Consider the following 21482-nt stretch of genomic DNA (forward strand, 5'->3'; position numbering starts at 1 on the left):
TCAGAAGGGATAGATTCCGAGGAAGCGCTGCAGGGCGCCGGTTAGGATCATGTTCGGCACCAGCAGAACAAGCACCAGCGCGGTGATCATCAGCAGCTGCGGGCCGCAGATCATCCGCATGATCCGCGACACCGCGAAGACCAAAGCCATGAGCAGCATGAGCTGTATCAGCCCGATGAACGGCGTCAGGACGGGCAGCAGAAGCATGACCAGGCACAACAGACCATAGATCCATGCGAACGGAACGCCCAGCCAGTTGATCGTAACTACGATTGCCGGGAATTTGCGGTGGATGCCCATGACCAGGCAGAGGAGAGCCGCCAATACGATCGGCAGCAGCCAGTTGAGGACTTCCAGCATCGCGACGCGGACAAAGAACATGCCTCCGAGCCGCGTGCCCGGCGGTATGCTCTGAACCAGCAGGGACCGGAGCCAGATCCAGGACACAAGGACGGCCGGCAGGCACCAGACAAAGGCCCAGAAGGAACGCATCATGCCGCGATCGGAAACATCGAGCAGGCGGAATCCCTGCGCGTCGCCTTTGATCAACAGCCATAGGCCGCTGAGATACAACCTGACTTCAGGGTACGAGGGCAAGGCGGTCACGCTCCAGTAACGGGGGCAATGTCATGGTACGTAGATGCCCAACTGTTTTTCCAGTGGTTCCAGCAGCAGCATGGGAAGCGACACGACCGCAAACACCTGAAGCCGTATCAGCACGCTACCCCCTACGATCGTCCGCAAAATCCGCCAGAAGAGCGCAACGGACAATGCCAGGAGCAGGATCGCGGCTCCGATCCAACCGAATGCGGCTATCGTCACCCAACTTTCATCCTGAGGTTCCGGCAACGACAGCAAAAGTATCACCAGCGCGGAACCGAAATAGAGTGCTGCCATCGAGGCCCAGTTCCACACGACGATCAAGGTTCTCAGAAGCAGTCGGATCTTTAGAAACGGAGCGGCCAGCATGAGCGCGACGATCGGCAAAAACCAGGCTGCCATGTCCACGAGCATGGCCTTCGCGATATATGTCAGGGCCGGCTCGGTGGCTTCCGGAAACTCCTCGAGATAAAGGCTTCTGTAATAAATCCCCGAAAGCGCCAATACCGGAAATGCCCAGGCCAAAGCCCAGAAAGACCGGGCAACGCCGCGATCGGAAATATCGAACGGCCGCAGGCCGCGGGCGTCGCCCTTGATCAACAGCCACAGGCCGATGAGATATGATCGGACTTCGTCATAGGAGGGCATTATCGAACCAGCGGGAGATGAAGGTCCCATAGATTTGGGTGAGCATCTCCAGATCGGCAAGGGCCACCCGTTCATCGACCATATGCATGGTCTGGCCGACCAGGCCGAATTCCACGACCGGGCAGTAATCCTTGATGAAGCGTGCGTCCGATGTGCCGCCGGTGGTCGAAAGCTGCGGGGTGCGGCCGGTGACCTTTTCTACGGCACTCGAAAGCGAGGCGATCAACGCGTTGTTGCGGGTCAGGAAGACGTGGCTGGGGCGTTCGGCCCAGACAATCTCGTAACGCGCCGGATCGCGGCCCGGACGCAACGGGCTTTCGGCCGCTGCGAGATCGAGCCGCCGAACGATTTCCGCCTTCACCGTATCGGCCGTCCACGTGTCGTTGAAACGGATGTTGAAGGCAAACCCCGCCTTGGCCGGTATGACATTGGTGGCCGAATTGCCGACATCCACAGAGGTGACTTCGAGATTGGAGGCCGGGAATTCAGGCGTGCCCGTGTCAAAGGGCGGGTCCATCAGCGCACTCGCCAAGGGAAGAAGGCCGCGAACCGGATTGTCGGCGAGATGCGGATAGGCCGCATGACCCTGCACGCCGAAGACGGTCACTTTGCCGGATATGGATCCCCGCCGGCCGATCTTGATCATGTCGCCGAGTTGATCCGGATTGGTCGGCTCCCCGACGAGGCAGGCATCCCAGCGCTCGCCGTTTTCGGCGGCCCATTTCAGCAGCTTCTCGGTGCCGTTGACCGCAGGGCCTTCCTCGTCGCCGGTGATCAGGAAGGAGATAGAACCCTTCGGCGCGCCATGCTTTTCGATGTGACGCGCCATTGCTGCCACAAAGCAGGCGATGCCGCCCTTCATGTCGACCGCGCCGCGACCAAAAAGCTCGTCGCCCACAATTTCGGCCGCAAAAGGCGGATGGCTCCAGGATGCCTCGTCGCCTGGCGGCACGACATCTGTATGGCCCGCAAACATCAGGTGCGGGCCGTCGGTGCCGAGCCGTGCATAAAGGTTCTCGATATCCGGCATGCCCGGTTCCGTCGCCACCATGCGCTCGACCTTGAACCCGAGCGGAATGAGCATCGATTCCAGGGCGGTGAGCGCGCCGCCTTCGGCAGGGGTGACCGAAGGGCAGCGAATGAGGTCTTGAAGATTGGCGACGGGATCGGATGCGGACATTTCGGATGACCAGCCTTGAGATCAGTCGCGCAGAAGTTCGTTGATGCCGGTCTTGGAGCGGGTCTTTTCGTCGACGCGCTTGACGATGACGGCGCAATAGAGGTTCGGTCCCGGTTCGCCGTTCGGGAACGGCTTGCCCGGCATCGAGCCCGCGACGACGACGGAATAGGGGGGCACTTCGCCGTAGGTGATCTCGCCGGTCGCGCGATCGACGATCTTGGTCGACTTGCCGATGAAAACGCCCATGCCGAGCACCGAACCTTCGCGCACGATGCAGCCTTCGACAACTTCGGACCGCGCGCCGATGAAGCAATTGTCCTCGATGATGGTCGGGCCGGCCTGCATGGGCTCCAGAACGCCGCCGATGCCGACGCCGCCCGACAGGTGGACATGCTTGCCGATCTGGGCGCAGGAGCCGACGGTGGCCCAGGTATCGACCATCGTGCCTTCGTCCACATAGGCGCCGAGATTGACGAAGGAGGGCATGAGAATGACATTCTTGGCGATATAGGCCGAGCGGCGAGCGATCGCATTCGGCACAGCGCGGAAGCCGGCGGCGCGGAATTCCGTTTCGCCCCAGCCTTCGAACTTCGAGGGCACCTTATCCCACCAGGTGGCGTTGCCGGGGCCGTGCTTCACCACTTCCATGTCGTTCAGGCGGAAGGAAAGCAGCACCGCCTTCTTCAGCCACTGGTGCACCGTCCAGTTTCCGTCGGCGCCGCGGCTGGCAACGCGCGCCTTGCCGCTGTCGAGCAGGTTCAACGCTTCCTCGACTGCGTCGCGGATCTCGCCTTTGGTCGATACCGCCACATCGTCCCGGTTCTCGAAGGCGGTCTCGATAGTCTTTTCGAGGGAGGAAAAGTCAGGGCTGCTCATGGGAAATCCTTAAACGTCACTCGGTATCGTGATGGTGGAGAGGTGGCCATTTAGTTCTATTTGCTCTAAGCGACCGCCACTCAGGCGTCAATGTGAATTGGCGTCAACGTATGTTGGCGCCGGAAGGGTCATGCAATGGCAAAGGCGAAGAAGGACGGACCGCGGCGCAAGGATGGCGTTTGGGATCCTCTTAAGGACAACAAGGCCGACAAATATGCAGCCGCCGGCCAGCCGAGGACGCCGCAAACGGAATCTCCGTCCTATCGCCTCGCCTATGCGGACGACGACTTTCTCAGCCGGGAAGAGCTGAGGCCGCTTCGTCTTCAGCTGGAACTTACCAAAGCCGAGATGATGCTTGCCGAACGCGGCATCAAATCGACGGTGGTGCTGTTTGGCGGCGCGCGCATTCCGGCACCCGGGCAGAGCGCCTGGGCGGCACGGAATGAAACGCAGCGGAAGAACCTGGAGGCGGCCTCCGTATTCTATGAGGAAGCCCGCAAATTCGCCGAACTCTGCGGAAAACACTCGGCCGGATACAATCACCAGGAATATGTGGTGGTGACCGGCGGCGGACCGGGCGTCATGGAGGCGGGCAATCGCGGAGCCTCGGACGCCGGTGCCCCGAGCGTCGGGCTCAACATCATGTTGCCGCACGAGCAGGCGCCGAACCGCTTCGTAACGCCCGAACTCAGCTTCAATTTCCACTATTTCGCGATCCGCAAGATGCATTTCATGATGCGCGCAAAGGCGGTTGCGGTATTCCCGGGCGGCTTCGGGACGCTCGACGAGATGTTCGAGGCGCTGACGCTCATCCAGACCAAACGCATGGAGCGTATTCCACTGATCCTGTTCAGCGAGGCATTCTGGCGCGGCATCATCAATTTCGGGGCGCTTGCGGAATTCGGTACGATCGCGCCGGAGGACCTCAATCTCATCAGCTTCGTGGAAACTGCCGAGGAGGCCTGGAAGATCATCTCGGACTTCTACGAGCATTAAAGGAAAGAACCCGCCCCTCTCGCGAGGGACGGGTTCTTCAGGACGACTGCCGGTACTAGTTCCGAAAGCGGCGGGGAACTAGAGGGGGCGGTCCGGCAGGTCGTCGATGGAAATGGTGCCGTCCTTGTTGACGTCCATGCGTGTGAACAGCTGGTCGCCGGCGGTGGTTACCTCGGCCTTGGTGATCTTGCCGTCGCGGTCCTCGTCGACCATGCGGAAGAGGCCGCGTCCCATCATCCCGCCATGCCGCTGGCCATCCCAGCGGGCATCATGGCGATCCCGGTCACGGTGATCCCATCCGCGGCGGTCCGCCGATTCCCGGTCCCGGTGGTGACGATCGCCATCCCGGTTTTCCGCCTGCTCGGGCTGCGGGTTGTTCTTGCGGAACTCGTCGAGCCTGGTCTGACGGAAATCCATCAATTCGCCTCGGGTAACGGTCCCGTCCTTGTTGGCATCGATTTCGGCAAACAGCGCATCCTGGCGGGCGGTCAGTTCTTCCCTGGAGATCTTGCCGTCCTTGTTGCCGTCGGCATTCTTCAGGAGGCGAACGAACATGACGTCCTGCATGGCTGCGCGGCCGGCGCCGTGGCGGCCAGGACCGTCTCGACCGGGACCAGCGAATGCCGGCAGAGCGGCTCCCGCCACCAGAACGGCACTGAGGGTCGCCAAAACGATCTTCTTCGCGGTCATCGAGGGGTTCCTTTCCAGCTAATTCCGATAGCCTGAAGGTAGCCCCGGCAACCCGCCAGAACCACTTAAACATCCGTAATGTGGATGAACTTTTGGTAAGGCGGCGAGAACTCAGGCGAGCCGGAGCCCGGAGAGGAAACCTGCCAGATCGTCCGTGACATAATCGATATGGTCGTCCTCGTCGGACAGCGTTTCCCAACGCTCCATCAGAACCGTGTCGAGATTGCGGGGAACGAGGAGGACGGTGCGCATGCCGAGCGCCTTCGGAACCTGCAGATTGCGCGGCAAATCCTCGAACATTGCGGCATGCTTGGTATCGACCCGGTGCAGGCTAGCGAACTTGTCGTAGGTGGCGCCCGCAGGCTTTGGAACATAACCGGCGGCCACGATGTCGAAGATATCGTCGAAGTTGTCGAGGATCCCGAGCGCCCGCGCGGCGGCTTCGGCATGCGGCACACTTCCGTTCGTGAAGATGAACTTGCGGCCCGGCAGCGCCTTGATCGCCTCTCCGAGTTCCGGATGCGGCAGCAGCGCCGAATAATCGATCGCATGGGCGCGCTCGAGGAAGCTGTCCGGGTCGATGCCATGGTTCAGCATCAGGCCCTGCAGCGTCGTTCCGTGCTCGTGGTAATAGCGCTTCTGCAGCGCCCGCGCGTCGTCCGGCTCGAGTTGCAGCAATTCCTGCACATAGGCCGTCATGTTCTTGTCGATCTGGGCAAACAGATTGATGTGATGCGGGTAGAGCGTGTTGTCGAGATCGAACACCCATTCACTGATATCGGCGAAATCGGCAGGATCGGGGGATGTCTTCGGTTGTCTGTCCATGCTGTCTTATGCACGGCTTGGACCTCGAAGAAAATCGAAAAAGGCGACCGGTTCAGGTCAAATCCGGACTTGGCCGCCAGACAGCCGGCATGATACCGCCAGCAGTATGGAACTCTGGATCCCCATTACCATTGCTGCGGCCTTTATGCAGAACCTGCGCTCTGCACTCCAGAAGCATCTGCAAGGCCAGCTCGGCACGCGGGGCGCGAGCTTCGTGCGCTTCGGTTACGGGTTTCCGATCGCAATCCTCTATGTGCTGGCGTTGCGCCATATCGCCGGTTACCCTTATCCGACGCTGAACCTGACCTTCTCCGCATGGGCCGCTATCGGCGGTCTGGCGCAGATCTTCGCCACCATCATGCTGGTGCACCTCTTTTCGCTTCGGAATTTCGCTGTCGGCACCGCCTATTCGAAGACCGAACCGGTGCAGGCCGCCATCTTCGGCTTCATCCTCCTTGGAGAGAAACTCACCCTCGGCGCCATTTCGGCGATCATCGTCGGCGTCCTCGGCGTGATGATGATTTCCACGGCGCGGATGCCGCTGTCATGGCGCAACCTTGCCGTCGCCCTGACGGGGCGGACTGCATTGATCGGCATTGCCTCGGGTGCGGTATTCGGTATTTCGGCGGTCGCCTATCGGAGCGCTGCGCTTTCGCTCGGAGGGCCGGGGCCGGTCATGGATGCGGCGGTCACTCTCGCCTGCGTGACGACCTTCCAGACGGCTTTCATGCTGGTCTGGATGTTCTGGAAAGACAGGCGCGAAATCGTCCAGGTCATCCGCACCTGGCGGTCCTCCTCTCTGGTGGGCGTTGCCGGCGTGGTCGGATCGGCCTGCTGGTTCACGGCGATGACACTGCAGCAGGTGGCTTACGTTCGTGCGCTCGGTCAGATCGAACTGGTCTTCACCTTCATGGCGTCCTATTTCCTCTTCCAAGAGCGGGTGAACCGTATGGAAGCGATCGGCTGCCTGTTGATCGTCTGCGGCATTCTCGGGCTGTTGTTCTTCTGAGGCTCGCCTTCCAGGTTTACAAATCGGCGCCCGATAAACGGCGGCGAGAGGCGCATATGTGGGTATAACCAGAGGTCAACAGGGAGAGAATCATGGATCAGGCAGGCAAGGCAGCCGCATTCGCTGCGCTTCATCAAAAGGGCAATCCGGTCATCATCTACAATATCTGGGATGCCGGCACGGCAAAGGCCGTGGCGGATGCCGGCGCCAAGGCATTGGGTACCGGAAGCTGGTCGGTGGCTGCGGCGCAGGGTTATGCCGATGGCGAGAACCTGCCGATGGAAGCGCTGCTTTCGACCGCGAAATCGATCACATCCGCTGTCGAATTGCCGCTGTCGGTGGATTTCGAAGGCGGCTACGCGGAAGATCCGGAGGAACTTGCCGCAAATGTTGCCAAGGTTATCGATGCAGGCGCCATCGGCATCAATTTTGAAGATCAGGTGGTCGGCGGCAGCGGTGTCTATCCGGTCGGGGGACAGGCGGAGCGCATTCGCGCCATCCGGGCTCTGGCAGACGCGCGTGGTGTTCCGCTTTTCATCAATGCCAGGACCGATCTTTTCCTTCAGGAAGGCGACCGGACAAAGCACGCAGCGCTGCTCGATCAGGCGATCGAACGGTCGAAAGCTTATGCGGAGGCCGGTGGCAGCGGCTTCTTTGCGCCCGGCCTGGCTGACGAAGAGCTGATCGTTAAGCTTTGCGAAGCGTCGCCGGTGCCGGTCAATATCATGATGATGCCGGGCGTGTCGGCACCGAAGCGCCTTGGCGAACTCGGCGTCGCACGCGTGAGCTATGGTCCAGGCCCCTACCGGGCGATGATGGCGAAGCTCAAGGAGGATGCCGCGGCGGTCTTCACCGCCGCGGGCTGATCTCTATCCGGCCGCAATCTTCGCCTCAACGGGCAGTGGGGCGAAGCGTCTCCGGATCGAGATCGAAAGACCGCAGGAGAACATCGTGATCATCGCTGCCGATAAAATCGGTAAGGACTGAGTTCAGACGCTCGCGGATTGCAGCGGTTCGGCATGCAAACCCGCCCGTTTCGGCAGGCTTTTCGATCTCTGGGACGGGCACGCAGGCCAAGGTGTTATTAGTCTGGATATGGGCACGGTGAGCCAAATCGACGCTTGCATACGCGTGCAGCTCACCGCTTGCCACGGCCCCGGCCGCCGCCTCGTAGCTTCGCAGGACGACGATATTGCCGACTGGCACGCCGAGATCCAGTGCTGTCTGGTGCTGGATCTGTCCTTCGAGAACGGCAAGCCTCAAACTGTTTCGGGCAATATCCCGGTATCCCGCGATCAAACCGGCATCGACCTTCCGCACGAGCAGGCCGTCCCGAAGCGACCAGATCGGTATGGTGAAAGACGCACGCTCGAGGCGCTCAGGCGTCAGGAACATGCCCGTCGCGACGTCCCAGCGCCCTTTCGTCAGGCCGTTCAGAAGATCGCCGAACTCGGTCTCAATAGGCTCGAAAACCTGTCCCAGACGGGAAAAGACATATCGAGCCAGTTCGACGTCACAGCCGGTCAGGGTCCCGCCCTTTCGGAAGTTGAAAGGGGGTTCCGCGATCCAGGCAAATCTCATGGCACGATCAGCGTGCCGGCCCCGTGCTCGGTGAAGATTTCGAGCAGCACCGAATGGGCGGTCTTGCCGTTCAAAATGACGACGCCCTGGACGCCGGCCTTGATCGCGTCGATGCAGGTCTCGACCTTCGGGATCATGCCACCGGAAATCGTTCCGTCCTTGATCAGCGCTAAGGCCTGAGCGACCGTCAGCTCCTTGATGAGCTGCTTGTCCTTGTCCAGCACGCCCGGGACGTCGGTGAGGAAAAGCAGACGGGTGGCGTTGAGCGCACCGGCGATGGCGCCCGCAAACGTATCGGCATTGATGTTGTAGGTGGCGCCGTCGCGGCCGGGCGCGACCGGAGCGATGACCGGGATCATTTCCGACTTGGCGAGCAGGTCTATCAGCGTGCGGTCGACTTCCACCACTTCGCCGACGAAACCGAGGTCGAGCACGCGTTCGATATTGCTGTCCGGGTCGACGACGGTTTTTCTCGCCTTTTCGGCAAACACCATGTTGCCGTCCTTGCCGCAAAGGCCGATCGCCCATTCGCCGGTCTGGTTGATCAGCGCGACGATTTCCTTGTTGATCGAGCCGGCCAGCACCATTTCAACGATCTCGACCGTTTTCCGGTCGGTAACGCGCAATCCGCCTTCGAATTTGGACTCGATGCCCATCTTGGTCAGCATCGCGCCGATCTGCGGGCCGCCGCCGTGCACGACGATCGGGTTGACGCCGGACTGCTTGAGAAGCGCGATATCGGCCGCGAAGGCCTTGCCGAGATCGGAGTCGCCCATGGCGTGACCGCCGTATTTCACGACGATGGTCTTGTTTTCGTACCGCTGCATATAGGGCAGCGCCTGCGCCAGAAGCTTGGCTTGAAGTTCGCTATCGGAAGTCGTCATCGATTTCCCCGTGATGTGAGTGGGCGCCTTTTAGCGCATGTTTTTGACGGGGGAAACAATCCGCTGACAAGATTTGCCCGTATACCGGCAACGAGACGCCGCGGGGAGACACGTGCTTGGCGACAGACACCGAAATAGCCGAGCTGATCGGACGCGTCGCATTGCGCGATCGAGCGGGTCTGGCTGCGCTTTATGCTGCGGTATCTCCGAAACTTTTTTCGGTCTGTCTTCGTATCCTCAAGGACAGAGCCGACGCGGAAGATGCGCTGCAGGAAATTTTCGTCAAGATATGGCAGCGGGCCGATCGTTTCGCCGCTTCCGGTGCGAGCCCGTTAGGGTGGCTTGTGGCAGTGGCGCGCAATCAGGCCATTGATCTCATGCGTGCCCGCAAGCCCGTTGCCGACAGCATCGACGAGACCTGGGACGTTGCGGATGCGGCGCGCGATCCCGAAACCACGGCTGTCCTCAAAGGAGAGGGCAAACGCATTGACAGGTGCATGGAAGAGTTGGAATCTGAACGGGCCAGCGCCGTGCGGAGCGCATATGTGGAAGGTCTAAGCTATCAGGAGCTGGCGGACCGCCACGGCGTGCCGTTGAATACGGTACGCACCTGGCTCAGGCGCAGCCTTTTGAAATTGAGAGAGTGCCTCGACCGATGACGACGCCGGAACAGAGCGAAGGAGACCGCTCCCGCGATGAACTGCTCGCAGGGGAATACGTCCTGGGCGTACTCTCGCTTGCCGATCGCGAGCGCGTCGCTGCGCGCATCGCGCGAGACCGGGTCTTTGCGGCGATCGTCGCTCGATGGCAGGACAATCTGGCGAGCTTCAACGACGATTATGATGAGGTTCGTCCACCCCCGGGCGTCTATTCGAAGATAGAGACCCGGCTTTTCCCGCACAAAACCTTCGCGCAGGAACTCGTCGCGACCGGCAGATGGTGGAACTCGCTCCTGTTGTGGCGCGGCGTCGCGCTCGGATCACTGGCTGTGCTGATCACCTACGTGTCGCTTGATACGGGTTGGATAGGCGGCGGGCCGCAGTCTCGTCCGCTGGTCGCTGAGCTTGCGGGCGAAGGCAATTCGATCAGCCTGGTTGCCGCCTACGACGTCGCCGATGGCCGCTTGCGGGTCACCCCGGTTGCGGCCGGTGCGGCGGATCAGCATTCGCTCGAGCTCTGGCTGGTGCCTGGTGGCGATGATCCGGCAATCTCCCTCGGCGTACTGCCTCAGACAGGCGAGGGATCTGTCGAAATCCCGGCCAACCTCCGTCCGAGGCTTGGCGAGGGCGTGACCCTTGCCGTCAGTCTCGAGCCGTTTGGCGGCTCTCCGACCGGCCAAGCCACAGGGCCGGTGATCGCCGTGGGCCAGACGCGTCGCTCAAATTAAAAATTAGCTTTTAAAATCCAGTGAGTTGAAGTTTTTCTGCCGTTTTCTCCGCGGTAGCTGAAACTCTTTTCCTCCGCCTTTCGTCCCTTGTTGCGTTCCCGCCGAGAGCGGGACGCCAACCGCCCTGGGAGGCGCATCCGTGCCGGGGCGATCATATCCTTTGAGAGGAAGAGGAAAGCACAATGTCGAAATTCGCACTCCGCACTTTTGTCGTCGCAACGGCTCTCTCGGCAGTCGCAATCACCGCTTATGCGGCCAACCCGAAGGTCGGCGGCGCAGCCATGTTCGAAGACAAGAACATCGTCGAGAACGCAGTGAATTCCAAGGACCACACGACGCTGGTCGCGGCCGTCAAGGCGGCCGGTCTGGTCGAAACGCTGCAGGGCAAGGGTCCGTTCACCGTGTTCGCGCCGACCAATGACGCGTTCGCCGAACTTCCCAAAGGCACGGTCGACACGCTTTTGAAGCCGGAAAACAAGGCGCAGCTCACCAAGGTCCTGACCTGCCACGTTGTCGCCGCGAACGCCATGTCGGCTGCCATCGGGAAGATGATCAAGGACGACAAGGGCACGCATGACGTCAAGACCGTCGGCGGCTGCGTCCTGAAAGCCAAGCAGGACATGGGCAAGATCACCTTGACCGATGAGAACGGCAATGTCGCGCAGGTGACGATTGCCGACGTGAAGCAGTCGAACGGCGTCATTCACGTGGTCAACAAGGTCGTGCTGCCCAAGATGTAAGGGCAGGTCGCAAGAAGTTTGCTTTACATCCGAGCCGGTCGTTTCCTTGAAAGCGGCCGGCTTGTCTTTTCGAATTTACAGGGACTGCCCGATCGTCTCCGCAATCGCCTGACGGAGTTCGTCCAGGCCTTTGCCTTTCTCGGAAGATGTCGAGAGCACGAAAGGATAGGCAGCCGGCCGCTTGCGGATCTTTTCCGTTGTTTCGGCGATCAGCTTGTCAACCGCCGGCTCCTTGATCTTGTCGGTCTTGGTCAGCACGATCTGATAGGAAACGGCCGCCTTGTCGAGCAGGTCCAAAACCTCCTCGTCGTTCTTCTTGAGGCCGTGGCGGCTATCGATCAGCACGTAGACGCGCTTCAGCGTGGCACGACCGCGCAGATAGTCGAAGACAAGTTTCGTCCACGCGTCGACGTGCTCTTTCGGCGCCTGCGCATAGCCGTAGCCGGGCATGTCGACCAGGGCCATGGGCGGCAGATCCAGGCCTTCGCCCGAATAGCCCTCCGGCACGAAATAGTTGAGCTCCTGGGTGCGGCCCGGCGTATTGGAGGTGCGTGCCAAACCCTTGTGGCCGACGAGGGCGTTGATGAGCGACGATTTGCCCACATTCGAACGGCCCGCGAAGGCCACTTCGAGCGGGCCCTCGGGCGGCAGGAATTTCATCGAGGGTACGCCACGGATGAAGATCCAGGGGCGGCCGAAGAGCGGCTTTTCGTCCATGTTCCTGTCTGCGGGCATCGGCGTATCGGTCCTGTCTCAATCGAAGCGACACGGCTTCCGGGTTTTGCCTGCCAATGTCAAGCTAGGGAAGATATTTGCCTATCGCCGCAAAAAGAAAACCCCGGCGGACCGGGGTTTTCGGAAGCTATTTCGAGGCTGCCGGTTTTCGCCGGAAGAGTCCCTTCAGATTGTCGAAGAGCTCGATCTTGGCGCCGTGGCGCTTCATGATCATCGCCTGCTGGGTGATCGAGAGCGTGTTGTTCCAGGCCCAGTAGATGACGAGGCCGGCCGGGAAGGACGCCAGCATGAAGGTGAATACCAGCGGCATCCAGGTGAAGATCATGGCCTGGGTGGGGTCCGGGGGCGTCGGGTTCATGCGCATCTGCAGGAACATCGTGACGCCCATGACGAGCGGCCAGACGCCGATCAGCAGGAAGTGCGGCACGTCGTAGGGAAGCAGGCCGAACAGGTTGAAGAGCGACGTCGGATCCGGGGCCGAAAGGTCCTGGATCCAGCCGAAGAAAGGCGCATGCCGCATTTCGATCGTGACGTAGATGACCTTGTAGAGCGCGAAGAAGACCGGGATCTGAAGCACGACCGGCCAGCAGCCGGCGATCGGATTGATCTTTTCTTCCTTGTAGAGCGCCATCATCGCCTGCTGCATGCCCATGCGGTCATCGCCGAACTTGGCTTTCAGCTCTTCCATCTTCGGCTGCACGCGCTTCATGTTGGCCATGGAGGCATATTGCTTGCTGGCCAGCGGGAAGAAGATCGCCTTGACCACGACGGTCGTCAGCAGGATCGCGACGCCGAAATTGCCCACGTGACGGAAGAAGAAGTCCATCAGCTGGAACATCGGCTTGGTGATGAAGTAGAACCAGCCCCAGTCGATCAGTCGGTTGAACTGTGGGATTTTGAGTTCCGTCTCGTAGCGCGAGATCAGGGGCACTTCCTTCGCACCGGCGAAAACGAGGTTCTTGAGTTCGGTGGATTGACCCGGCTGGATCGTCAGGTCGCTGCCCTTGTAGTCTGCCTGGTAGCTCGGCCGGCCGTCGGTGAAATGCGAGAAACGGGTGACGTAAGGCACCGACTGGGGCGGAGCAATGGTCGCGGCCCAGTATTTGTCCGTGATGCCGAACCACCCGGTGGTTGCCTTCTCGTGGGTGTATTGTTCTTCCTCGATGTTGGCGTAGGTGTGTTCGCTGAGCGAGCCGTTTTCACCCATTACGCCGATGAAGCCTTCGTGGATGACCCAGACCGAGGGGGTTGCGGGCTTGTTGTAGCGAAGAACCCGCCCATAGGGCGCCAATGTGACCGGTACACCGCTGGTGTTGTCGATCTTGTCGTTGACCGTCAGCATGTAGTGGTCGTCGACCGAGATCGTGCGGGTGAAGGTAATGCCCTTCTCATTGGTGAAGGACAGCGTCACCGGCGTCTGCTGGGTCAGCTTATCGCCGCTTGCTACCGTCCACTGGGTTCCCGCACCCGGTACGGTGCCGATGGATTCGTTCGGAATATAGCCAAGTTCCGTGAAATGCCCGTCCTTGGTGTCGGAGGGCGAAAAGAGCGTGATGATCGGGCTCTTGTCGTCGACGGTTTCATGATATTCGCGCAGCTTCAGGTCATCGAAACGCGCACCGGTCAGATTGATGGAGCCGATCAGGGCAGGGGTTTCGATCTGAACACGCTGCGACCTTGCAAGAGCCTGATCGCGAGTAATGGTCGTCTGGCCGGAAGCCGCACCCGGGAGGTTGCCGGTCGGCGCGCTGGAGGCGCCTGGGCTTTCCGGAGAAACAGGTTGGGCGGTTTCTCCCTGGAGAGCGCGACGAGCCTCTTCGGCACGCTGCTGCGCTTCCATCCTGGGATTCATATAGAGGAACTGCCAGGCAATGACGATCAGCAGCGAGAGCGCGATCGCGATGAAGTAGTTACGATTTTTTTCCATCATGCTTTCCTGGAACGGGTCTCCTCGGACCGCTTCGGCTTCGGCCTGTTTTCAATGCGCTCGATGAGTTGAGCCGTCATATCAGCGAAGGGAGCCGACAGCACCTCCCGACGCGCGACAATCACATAGTCGTGTCCGCTCTTCATTGCAAATCCGGCGGAGTGCCTGACGGCCTCCTTGAGGCGCCGACGCATACGGTTGCGCTCGACCGCGTTGCCATGTTTCTTGGTGACGGTGAAGCCGACGCGCGGCGCTTCGTCCGGCGCATTTCGGTCAAGCACTTCCAGAAGGAAGTTGCGTCCCCGACGGCTTTCGCCCTGCCGAACGGCAAGAAACTGCGGCCGGCTTTTCAGCCGCCCGACAGTCTTCTTGTTCTTTGTCTCGTCTGTCATCGCCCGTTGGTCTCGGGCATCCCAGCCTTAGGCCGAGAGACGCTTGCGGCCACGGGCGCGGCGTGCGGAAAGAACCTTCTGACCACCCTTGGTGGCCATGCGGGCGCGGAATCCGTGGCGGCGCTTGCGAACAAGCTTGGACGGTTGGTACGTACGCTTCATTTATTTAATACCGCGGTGTGCGGCCCTTCTTGGATTTTGCTTCCGCAAAGGAAGCAAGAGCGTTTAGAAAAAACGATCTGCGCAAGCAGCTGCACTCGTGCAAGCCCCCGGAGCTGAACGTGCGCGGCTTATAAGTGGACTCTGTCGCAAAAGTCAATTGCCGGGCAGCTTTTGCAGTCGATGCAGCCCCGTAAAACGCGCAATTTTATCGAATCCATTAAAGGTTGCGGCAATTGCCTGCGCAACTAAAAATGGCTTCAAGTCTGGTAAAAAAATTCAAGATTGCGATTGGTGCTCATCTTTCCTGGCAAATTTTGGGGAAAATTCGAGGCTTGTTGACAAATTTTCCTCTTCCTTCCGATGCGCTCAAAGCCTTTCTGCTCAAGGATTGTTAATGACTGGGTGCTAATTCTAGCGGTGATGTCGCGGGTAGCCCGCGTCGGTGTGCCGCGTCGCCAGCATCCCGTGGTGTTTTTGCAGGGGGAATACTGCAGTGAGAATTAGAGCCAAGATCAACCTTCTCGTCGGGCTGATGAGCCTCTTTGCCTGCCTCATTGGCGGTCTTTCGCTTTTTGCGGTCGAGAAGTACCGAGCCCAGAGCCAGCAATATGCGGATGTGGCCGATCGCGCTCATAACGGAGAGCATCTCAACCGGTTGGTCACTGCCGTGGTGATGGATGCGCGCGGTATCTACGCGGCGAAAGACTCCGCAGCCGCCAAGCAGTTCGGTGAAGGGGTCACGAAGTCCCTGGCAGAAATGGAAAAGCTGCTTGCCGTGTGGCAGCCGAAAGTGCCGGCGGAGCAGAAGGCGATCTTCGAAAAATTGGTGGCGCGTTCGGCGGAGTTCAAGCAGTTCCGCAGCGAAACCGTCAGGCTTAGCCAGACGGAGGGCCCGGCTGCTGCCAACGTCCAGGGCAACAACGAAGGAAACCGCGCCAACCGCAAAGCCTACCAGGCCGAGATCGATGCGGTCGTGAAGATGGACCAGGCACAGCTCGACGAGCTTAGCGCCGGCATGGATGCTTTCGGCAACATGGTCTTCTACAGCGTGCTTATCGTGACGGTGGTGGGCGTTGCCGGCGGCATGGCTTTTGGTCTCTATCTCGGACGCAAGGAGCTGAGCCAGCCCATTCTCGACCTCACGTCGTCGATGAAGACGCTAGCGGATGGAGATTACTCCGTGGATGTTCCGCTGGTCGGCCGCAAGGATGAAGTCGGCGACATGGCGGCAGCCGTCGAGGTTTTCAAGAAGAATGGCATCGAGGTGGCGCGGATGAATGCCTCCGAATCCACCATGCGCGGGAAGAACAACGAATTGCAGGCACTGATGTCTGCCGTGGTTGCCGCCGCGGCCGAGGGTGACTTCACCCGCCGCATCGACAAGCAGTGGGGGGAAGAGAGCCTCGACCGTTTCGCCAACAATGTCGATCAGCTGGTCGCAAGCGTCGACGCCGGCGTTTCGGAAACGCGGCGGGTCGTCAGGAGCCTCGCCGAGGGTGATCTTACCGACAGCATGAACGGCAATTTCAAGGGCGCGTTCGCCGAGCTGCAGCACAACGTCAACGCCACCATGGAGACGCTGCGCGGAACGATGAACAATGTTCGGCACGCCAGCGGTTCCATGAACGGTAGCGCCGCTGAACTCAGCAAGGCCACCAATGACCTGTCGCGGCGCACGGAACAGCAGGCCGCTGCGCTGGAGGAGACTTCCGCCGCACTCGACCAGATCACGGCTGTGGTGCGGACTTCCACGGAAAGAGCCCACGAGGCAACCGTGATGGTGGGCGAGGCCAAGCAAAGCGCGGTGCAGTCGGGCGAGGTCGTGCGCAATGCCGTCGACGCCATGGGTCGGATCGAGCAGGCTTCGCGCGAGATTGCGCAGATTACCAATGTCATTGACGAGATCGCCTTCCAGACGAACCTCCTTGCACTCAACGCGGGGGTCGAGGCTGCCCGTGCGGGCGAAGCCGGCAAGGGGTTTGCGGTCGTGGCGCAGGAAGTTCGGGAGCTCGCCCAACGCTCTGCAAACGCTGCAAAGGACATCAAGGCGTTGATCAGCAAGTCGGGCGACGAGGTCGCCGGCGGCGTGATGCTGGTGCAGAAGACGGGCGAGGCGCTGTCCGAAATCGAGACCCGCGTGCTGCGCATCAACGATCATATTCACTCGATCGCGGTTGCCTCCCGCGAGCAGGCGACAGGGCTGGCGGAGGTCAATACCGCCGTCAACCAGATGGACCAGGTGACCCAGCAGAATGCCGCCATGGTGGAAGAGACCTCGGCCGCGACACAGAAGCTTTCTTCGGAAGCTGATGTCCTGTTTGCCATCGTCTCCAAATTCAACATCGGCCACCAGGAGCATCGCGCCGTCGAGCCTGTAAGATCTTCGCGCCCAGCGGTGGCAGCAGCTCCAGCTCCCCGTCCGCGTGTCTCTCCGGTCAAGGCGATGACTGGCGCGCTGACGCGTGCTTTCGGAGGAGCTGCTGCCGCCCCAGCAACCGCAGCGGCCGCGGATTGGGAAGAATTCTGATCCGATCGGCCTCATCAAACGAATACAGAAGCGGAGACGGATATCGTCTCCGCTTTCTCTTTTTGCACTGCCGAAAGAGGGGCTGGTAAAAAAGCGTTGAATCTCTAAAATAGTCGATCATCCGTTAGTTGGCCTGATGTGGCCGAACCGGAATTCGGAAATGGAGACCCGCATGGACGGCGAGGTTCACACCTCGGGGCACTCGGGATCCTCGCCGGACGGCGCAGGACCGGAACCCATGCCGCGCCTTTTTGGCGGCCTTTCCGGCAGACTTCTCTGGCTCACCGTCATCTTCGTCATGCTGGCGGAAATCTTGATCTTCGTCCCGTCCGTCGCAGGCATGCGCATGAACTGGCTGCGCGACAGGCTGGATACGGCTGCGGCTGCGGGTATCGTCATCGACGGCTTGCAGCCGTCGGAGCTTCCCCGCGCGGTGCAGGACGATACGCTTCTGGCGACCGGCACGAAGGTCATCGCGCTCAAGAAGGATGGCACCTCCCGTCTGCTGGCCGCTGCCGACATGCCGCCGCAGGTGGACCAGGTCTTTGACCTCACGGATGTGTCGATGCTGGTTTCCATGCGCGATGCGCTCGATACCCTGTTCCTGGGCGGCGGCCGTGTCATGCGCGTTTTCGGGCCGATCGGCGACAGCGACATGATCATCGAGCTGGTCATGACCGACGATGCGCTGCGCAAGGACATGCTGAAATATTCGAAGATGATGTTTCTGCTGTCTTTGCTGATTTCGCTGATTACGGCGGTGCTCATCTTCCTGGCCATCAACCGGATGATGATCATGCCGATCCGCAGGCTGACCCACAGCATGCAGCATTTCTCCGAATATCCGGAAGACCCGAATCGCGTCTTTACCGGTGACCGGTCGCGCGGAGAGCTCGCCGTCGCCGGACGGCACCTCGCCTCTATGCAGGTGGAACTGCAGCGCACCCTGAAACAGCAGAAGAACCTTGCCGATCTCGGCCTGGCGGTCTCCAAGATCAATCACGACATGCGCAACATCCTGGCGTCGGCCCAATTGATGTCCGACCGGTTGACTGATGTCGACGACCCGATGGTGCGCAGTTTTGCGCCGAAGCTCCTGCGGACGATCGATCGGGCCGTGGGTTACACGAGCGAAGTATTGGCCTATGGGCAGGCATCCGAAGCTGCGCCGCGCCGCCGCCGAATTCGTCTTGCCGATCTCTGCCAGGACGTGCGCGACATCCTTGCCATCGACCCTGACGCCAGCATCGAATTTCTCGATCAGATCCCCTCCGATGTCGAGGTGGATTGCGACAGCGAGCAGCTTTTCAGGGTCATCCACAATATCTGCCGCAATGCCTTGCAGGCCCTTGTGAACTTCGACCCCGAGGACACGTCCATGGTCCGGCGCATTACCGTCTCGGCGCATCGGATCGGCAGCGTCGTCAGCATCACGGTCGACGATACCGGCCCCGGCATGCCGCGCAAGGCGCGGGAAAACCTGTTTTCCGCCTTCCGCGGCTCGGCCCGTTCGGGCGGCACGGGTCTTGGTTTGGTGATTGCCCGCGAGCTCGTTCTAGCGCACGGCGGCACAATCGCGCTGGTGGAAAAGCCCGGTCCCGGAACCCAGTTCAGGATCGAGATTCCCGACCGGCCGGTTTCGCTGGACGACTACCGGGCCCGGGCCTGATGCTATTAGGTGTTACTTCTCAACGGCTTGAGTGAGAAGTGACAGTAAAATGACGTTGCCCTCGGTAAAATCGCTTGCAATCTTTCGCGGCACCCATTAGAGGATCGCCACGCAAGCGGTAACGCACTGCTTGCCTACGCACCCGTAGCTCAGCTGGATAGAGCACCAGACTACGAATCTGGGGGTCAGGAGTTCGAATCTCTTCGGGTGCGCCATTTTCTCCCACATCAACGATACTCTCCCGAAGCGACGCGAACTGCCACTTGCCTGTTGATCCTCGTCGCTGGCCGTGCCACGTGCAAGGTGAAGTGTTCTTCCGCGAGGGGCGGCAATGGATCGAGATGGCGGCGTTGTGGATCTGAGGGAGCGGCCGGGGCAGGGCGGCAGGCTCGCGAATTTTCTGGCGGGCGGATTGTGGCCGGCGACGCTTTTTTTTGGCCTCTATTTTATCCTCAGCATCGTTGCACGCTTGGCTTTGCCCCATTCGCTGACACTCGATGAGGCCGAGCAGTCGCTGTTCTCGCAATATTGGCTCGCCGGTTACGGCCCGCAGCCGCCCTTCTACAACTGGCTACAGAACACCTTTGTAAGCGTCATGGGGATCTCGCTGCTCGCGTTGACGCTCCCGAAGTTCGCGATGCTGCTTCTTTGCTATCTCTTCTTTGGTTTGGCGGCGCGGGAGATCGACGGGCGGCCGGGCTTCGTGGCGATGGCGATGCTCAGCCTGCTGACCCTGCCGCAGGTCTCCTACATGCCTCAGCAGGATCTCACGCATACGGTCGCGGTTCTGATGGCGACCTCGCTGTTTCTCTACGGCTTGTTCCGAACGCTCGCCCGTCCGGATTGGGCAGGTTATGCCGTGCTGGGGCTGGCGATCGGCATCGGCACCATATCGAAATACAATTTTGTGCTGCTCCCCGCAGCGACGGTCGTCGCCGTCTTTGCCGACAGGGAATGGCGCGCCCGCCTCTTTGATATCCGTATCCTGCTGACGGCGGCGATCAGCCTGGCGATCATCATGCCGCATGCGCTCTGGCTGCTCGGTAATCTCGATCTGGCAACCAGGGGCACGATCAGCAAGATGGTCGAAGCGAACGCCCCGCATGGAATTGCCCGCATTGCCCGCGCCCTCGGCTCGCTCGTGCTCGCCTGCATCGCTTTCGGCGCCCTGACCGTGGTCATTTTCGCGGTAGCCTTCAAAGGGCAGGTCAGGCAGGCTTTGAAAATGAGCACCCGATGGACCCGTCTCCTGGGGATCACGATGCTGGTTTCGCTGCTTGGCGTGGTTCTGGTGATCCTTTTCGCGGGCACGACGAAAATCACCGAACGCTGGTTGGATCCCTATCTTCTGGTGCTGCCGCTTTACCTGCTGCTGAAGTTCAGAGGGGCTGGAGCGGACATCGTGGGCAGCCTCAAGCGGTTCGTGCCAGTTTTCCTGGTCATCATGGTGGTTACGCTGATCCCGCTGGCGGCAAAGACGGTGACGGCAGGAATGACCGGCGGTTATACGAGGATCAATTATCCATTCGCACGCATCACCGAAACGCTGAAAGCGGAGGGGCAGCCGTCGCTGATCGTTGCCGGCGGTACTCACTTGGGCGGAAATATGCGGCTGCGGTTCCCCGGCACTCCCGTGGTCGATCCGGGCCGGCCTATCGCGGGATTTCCGCCTGCGGAGTCTCTACAATCGCCAATCCTGCTCATCTGGCCGATCAATGCGGATACGGTGCAACAGCCGCCCTTTGTTCTTCCGCCGGAAGTGTCCGCGCTGGGCCTTACGGCCTCTCCGCTGCAGTCCCTGTCGTTTCCGCATGAATATGGTGATGGCACAACCGGATTGAACCTCGGTTATCTCTGGCTTCGTTGAAGGCCGTAGGGAACCTGATATATCTCTGGCCAAGGTCGTAAAGCGACCAGAAAAACCTCAAGGAGATCCCGGATGGCGGAAAAGGTGGCGCTGATCACCGGTGGCGGGCGCGGAATGGGCGAAGCGATCGCCCGTCAACTTCATGCCGAGGGATATAAACTGGCGCTGATGTCGCCTTCGGAAAGCTGCGAAAAGCTGGCAGGAGAACTGGGTGGGGTCGCCTCTCGAGGCGTTGCCGAGAAGGCGGAAGACATCCAGTCGATATTCGACCTGACCATGAAGACCTACGGTCGGATCGACGCGGTCGTGAACCATACCGGCCATCCGCCCAAGGGAGATCTGCTGGACATTTCGGACGAGGCCTGGACGCTTGGGTCCGACATGATGATCCTGTCGCTGGTGCGTATGGCCCGCCTTGTCACGCCGGTTATGCAGAAACAGGGCAAGGGCGCCTTCGTCAACATCACCACTTTCGCGGCCTACGAGCCGTCGCTGGTCTTCCCCGTTTCCTGCACCTACCGCGCGGCGGCGGGCGCTTTCACTAAGCTCTATTCCGATCGGTATGCGGCCGACAATATCCGGATGAACTGCATCCTGCCGGGATATATCGACAGCCTCAACCATAAGCCGGAAACGGCCGACAAGGTGCCGATGAAAAGAATCGGTCATGTGGAGGAGATCGCCAAGACGGCGGCGTTCCTGCTCTCCGATGGCGCTGGCTATATCACCGGTCAGAACATCCGCGTCGATGGCGGCGTCACACGTCACGTCTGATCGGAGGGAACGA

Annotated in this window: 22 protein-coding genes and 1 tRNA gene; 11 read left to right on the forward strand and 12 right to left on the reverse strand. The window is 60.5% G+C overall.

From position 1 onward, the window contains the following. Genes C5L13_RS00335 through dapD form a run of 4 tightly spaced genes read right to left on the reverse strand, consistent with a single transcriptional unit; the run spans position 1 to position 3304 of the window. Positions 1-573, reverse strand: coding sequence for a hypothetical protein (locus tag C5L13_RS00335; RefSeq protein ID WP_245423195.1), 573 nt, complete (start codon positions 571-573; stop codon positions 1-3). Positions 574-627: 54 nt separating this feature from the next. Continuing rightward, a complete protein-coding gene (locus C5L13_RS00340) occupies positions 628-1248 on the reverse strand; it encodes a hypothetical protein (RefSeq protein WP_105381294.1) in 621 nt (206 codons plus the stop codon). Beyond that, positions 1235-2428: a succinyl-diaminopimelate desuccinylase gene (gene dapE, locus C5L13_RS00345; protein ID WP_105381295.1), complete on the reverse strand. Its 1194-nt coding sequence runs from the start codon at positions 2426-2428 to the stop codon at positions 1235-1237. Before dapE ends, C5L13_RS00340 begins: the two co-directional genes overlap by 14 nt. A gap of 21 nt (positions 2429-2449) precedes the next feature. Continuing rightward, positions 2450-3304, reverse strand: a complete 855-nt coding sequence (dapD, locus tag C5L13_RS00350; protein WP_105381296.1) for a 2,3,4,5-tetrahydropyridine-2,6-dicarboxylate N-succinyltransferase — start codon at positions 3302-3304, stop codon at positions 2450-2452. A gap of 135 nt (positions 3305-3439) precedes the next feature. Here dapD and C5L13_RS00355 point away from each other — a divergent pair, with 135 nt between their 5' ends. Beyond that, positions 3440-4300 carry an LOG family protein gene (locus C5L13_RS00355; protein WP_105381297.1) on the forward strand — a complete coding sequence of 287 codons (861 nt, stop codon included), beginning with the start codon at positions 3440-3442 and terminating at the stop codon, positions 4298-4300. 78 nt (positions 4301-4378) lie between these two features. Here C5L13_RS00355 and C5L13_RS00360 read toward each other — a convergent pair whose 3' ends face one another. Both C5L13_RS00360 and C5L13_RS00365 read right to left on the reverse strand, forming a co-directional pair. Continuing rightward, positions 4379-4990 (reverse strand): CREC-EF hand family protein, encoded by a 612-nt coding sequence (locus tag C5L13_RS00360; RefSeq protein WP_105381298.1) that lies wholly within the window; start codon positions 4988-4990, stop codon positions 4379-4381. A gap of 111 nt (positions 4991-5101) precedes the next feature. Beyond that, positions 5102-5815, reverse strand: coding sequence for a pyrimidine 5'-nucleotidase (locus C5L13_RS00365; RefSeq protein ID WP_105381299.1), 714 nt, complete (start codon positions 5813-5815; stop codon positions 5102-5104). Between the two features lie 106 nt (positions 5816-5921). On the opposite strand from C5L13_RS00365, the gene C5L13_RS00370 reads away from it, so the two are divergent. Continuing rightward, positions 5922-6824: an EamA family transporter gene (locus tag C5L13_RS00370; RefSeq protein ID WP_105381300.1), complete on the forward strand. Its 903-nt coding sequence runs from the start codon at positions 5922-5924 to the stop codon at positions 6822-6824. 92 nt (positions 6825-6916) lie between these two features. Continuing rightward, positions 6917-7690: an isocitrate lyase/PEP mutase family protein gene (locus C5L13_RS00375; protein ID WP_105381301.1), complete on the forward strand. Its 774-nt coding sequence runs from the start codon at positions 6917-6919 to the stop codon at positions 7688-7690. Between the two features lie 25 nt (positions 7691-7715). On the opposite strand, the gene C5L13_RS00380 is transcribed toward C5L13_RS00375, so the two are convergent. Both C5L13_RS00380 and argB read right to left on the reverse strand, forming a co-directional pair. After that, a complete protein-coding gene (locus tag C5L13_RS00380) occupies positions 7716-8405 on the reverse strand; it encodes a transporter substrate-binding domain-containing protein (RefSeq protein ID WP_105381302.1) in 690 nt (229 codons plus the stop codon). Next, entirely contained in the window at positions 8402-9289 is an 888-nt protein-coding gene (gene argB, locus C5L13_RS00385; protein WP_105381303.1) for an acetylglutamate kinase, read from the reverse strand. The genes C5L13_RS00380 and argB overlap by 4 nt, the downstream gene beginning before the upstream one ends. Before the next feature lie 116 nt (positions 9290-9405). On the opposite strand from argB, the gene C5L13_RS00390 reads away from it, so the two are divergent. The 3 genes from C5L13_RS00390 (at position 9406) to C5L13_RS00400 (ending at position 11416) form a co-directional block, all read left to right on the forward strand. Continuing rightward, positions 9406-9948, forward strand: coding sequence for a sigma-70 family RNA polymerase sigma factor (locus C5L13_RS00390; protein ID WP_105381304.1), 543 nt, complete (start codon positions 9406-9408; stop codon positions 9946-9948). Next, a complete protein-coding gene (locus tag C5L13_RS00395) occupies positions 9945-10676 on the forward strand; it encodes an anti-sigma factor (RefSeq protein WP_105381305.1) in 732 nt (243 codons plus the stop codon). Before C5L13_RS00390 ends, C5L13_RS00395 begins: the two co-directional genes overlap by 4 nt. Positions 10677-10858: 182 nt before the next feature. Next, positions 10859-11416, forward strand: coding sequence for a fasciclin domain-containing protein (locus tag C5L13_RS00400; protein WP_105381306.1), 558 nt, complete (start codon positions 10859-10861; stop codon positions 11414-11416). A gap of 75 nt (positions 11417-11491) precedes the next feature. Here the strand turns inward: C5L13_RS00400 and yihA are convergent, their stop codons facing one another. The 4 genes from yihA to rpmH all read right to left on the reverse strand — a co-directional run bounded on the left by yihA (position 11492) and on the right by rpmH (position 14632). After that, positions 11492-12151: a ribosome biogenesis GTP-binding protein YihA/YsxC gene (gene yihA / locus C5L13_RS00405; protein WP_205836800.1), complete on the reverse strand. Its 660-nt coding sequence runs from the start codon at positions 12149-12151 to the stop codon at positions 11492-11494. Positions 12152-12278: 127 nt separating this feature from the next. Beyond that, on the reverse strand, positions 12279-14078 hold the full coding sequence (yidC, locus tag C5L13_RS00410; RefSeq protein ID WP_105381308.1) for a membrane protein insertase YidC: 1800 nt from the start codon (positions 14076-14078) through the stop codon (positions 12279-12281). Further along, the gene (gene rnpA, locus C5L13_RS00415; protein WP_105381309.1) at positions 14078-14470 is read right to left on the reverse strand and encodes a ribonuclease P protein component; all 393 of its coding nucleotides are present in this window, start codon (positions 14468-14470) and stop codon (positions 14078-14080) included. Before rnpA ends, yidC begins: the two co-directional genes overlap by 1 nt. A 27-nt stretch (positions 14471-14497) precedes the next feature. Further along, positions 14498-14632, reverse strand: a complete 135-nt coding sequence (gene rpmH / locus C5L13_RS00420) for a 50S ribosomal protein L34 (RefSeq protein ID WP_025555461.1) — start codon at positions 14630-14632, stop codon at positions 14498-14500. Between the two features lie 493 nt (positions 14633-15125). Between rpmH and C5L13_RS00425 the strand changes: the two genes are divergently transcribed. The 5 genes from C5L13_RS00425 to C5L13_RS00445 all read left to right on the forward strand — a co-directional run bounded on the left by C5L13_RS00425 (position 15126) and on the right by C5L13_RS00445 (position 21469). Beyond that, positions 15126-17159 (forward strand): HAMP domain-containing methyl-accepting chemotaxis protein, encoded by a 2034-nt coding sequence (locus C5L13_RS00425; RefSeq protein WP_105381310.1) that lies wholly within the window; start codon positions 15126-15128, stop codon positions 17157-17159. Positions 17160-17319: 160 nt separating this feature from the next. Beyond that, positions 17320-18828: an ATP-binding protein gene (locus C5L13_RS00430; RefSeq protein WP_105381311.1), complete on the forward strand. Its 1509-nt coding sequence runs from the start codon at positions 17320-17322 to the stop codon at positions 18826-18828. 138 nt (positions 18829-18966) lie between these two features. Then, a tRNA-Arg gene (locus C5L13_RS00435) sits at positions 18967-19043 on the forward strand. A gap of 116 nt (positions 19044-19159) precedes the next feature. Continuing rightward, positions 19160-20695: a glycosyltransferase family 39 protein gene (locus C5L13_RS00440; RefSeq protein WP_105381312.1), complete on the forward strand. Its 1536-nt coding sequence runs from the start codon at positions 19160-19162 to the stop codon at positions 20693-20695. 72 nt (positions 20696-20767) lie between these two features. After that, complete coding sequence (locus C5L13_RS00445; RefSeq protein ID WP_105381313.1) at positions 20768-21469, forward strand: SDR family oxidoreductase; 702 nt, start codon at positions 20768-20770, stop codon at positions 21467-21469. Positions 21470-21482 lie beyond the last annotated feature (13 nt).

Origin of the sequence: Neorhizobium alkalisoli, assembly GCF_002968635.1 — a bacterium.
In the GTDB taxonomy this organism is placed as follows: domain Bacteria; phylum Pseudomonadota; class Alphaproteobacteria; order Rhizobiales; family Rhizobiaceae; genus Neorhizobium; species Neorhizobium alkalisoli.